Below are 331 nucleotides of genomic sequence, written 5' to 3'. Positions count from 1 at the left end.
CGGCTGGCCCGTTCCCGTTTCTGCTTTGCGCCACTGGCTGCGTGGGCGCGCCGCCCCCAACGCGCCGCTGGCGGCGCAACTTTCGGCAACCGGCCAACTCAGCTCGCTGGAGCAATTTGACTGGCAGATTCAATTTGCCCGCTATCAACACGACAGCACCGACGCCCTGCCCCAATTGATTGAAGCGCAACGCGGCGATACCCGGCTAAAACTGATCGTTAAATCATGGCGCAATGGCAAACAGGAATGCGCACAATGAACACTCTCAGCCTGCCTTGCCCGGCCAAAATCAATCTATTTCTGCACATTACCGGCCAGCGCGACGACGGCT

At 59.5% G+C, this 331-nt stretch carries 1 protein-coding gene; it reads left to right on the top strand.

Features of this window, described 5'->3' with window-relative positions; all coding sequences use genetic code 11:
* Positions 1 to 259 (top strand): outer membrane lipoprotein LolB (locus tag B3K78_RS00005; protein WP_286693829.1); only part of this gene is annotated, 259 nt, incomplete at its 5' end.
* Positions 260 to 331 lie beyond the last annotated feature (72 nt).

The sequence above is a fragment of the Spongiibacter sp. UBA1325 genome (assembly GCF_002306875.1).
GTDB classification, from domain to species: Bacteria; Pseudomonadota; Gammaproteobacteria; order Pseudomonadales; family Spongiibacteraceae; genus Spongiibacter; species Spongiibacter marinus.
This window is presented reverse-complemented; position numbering and strand designations above follow the sequence as displayed.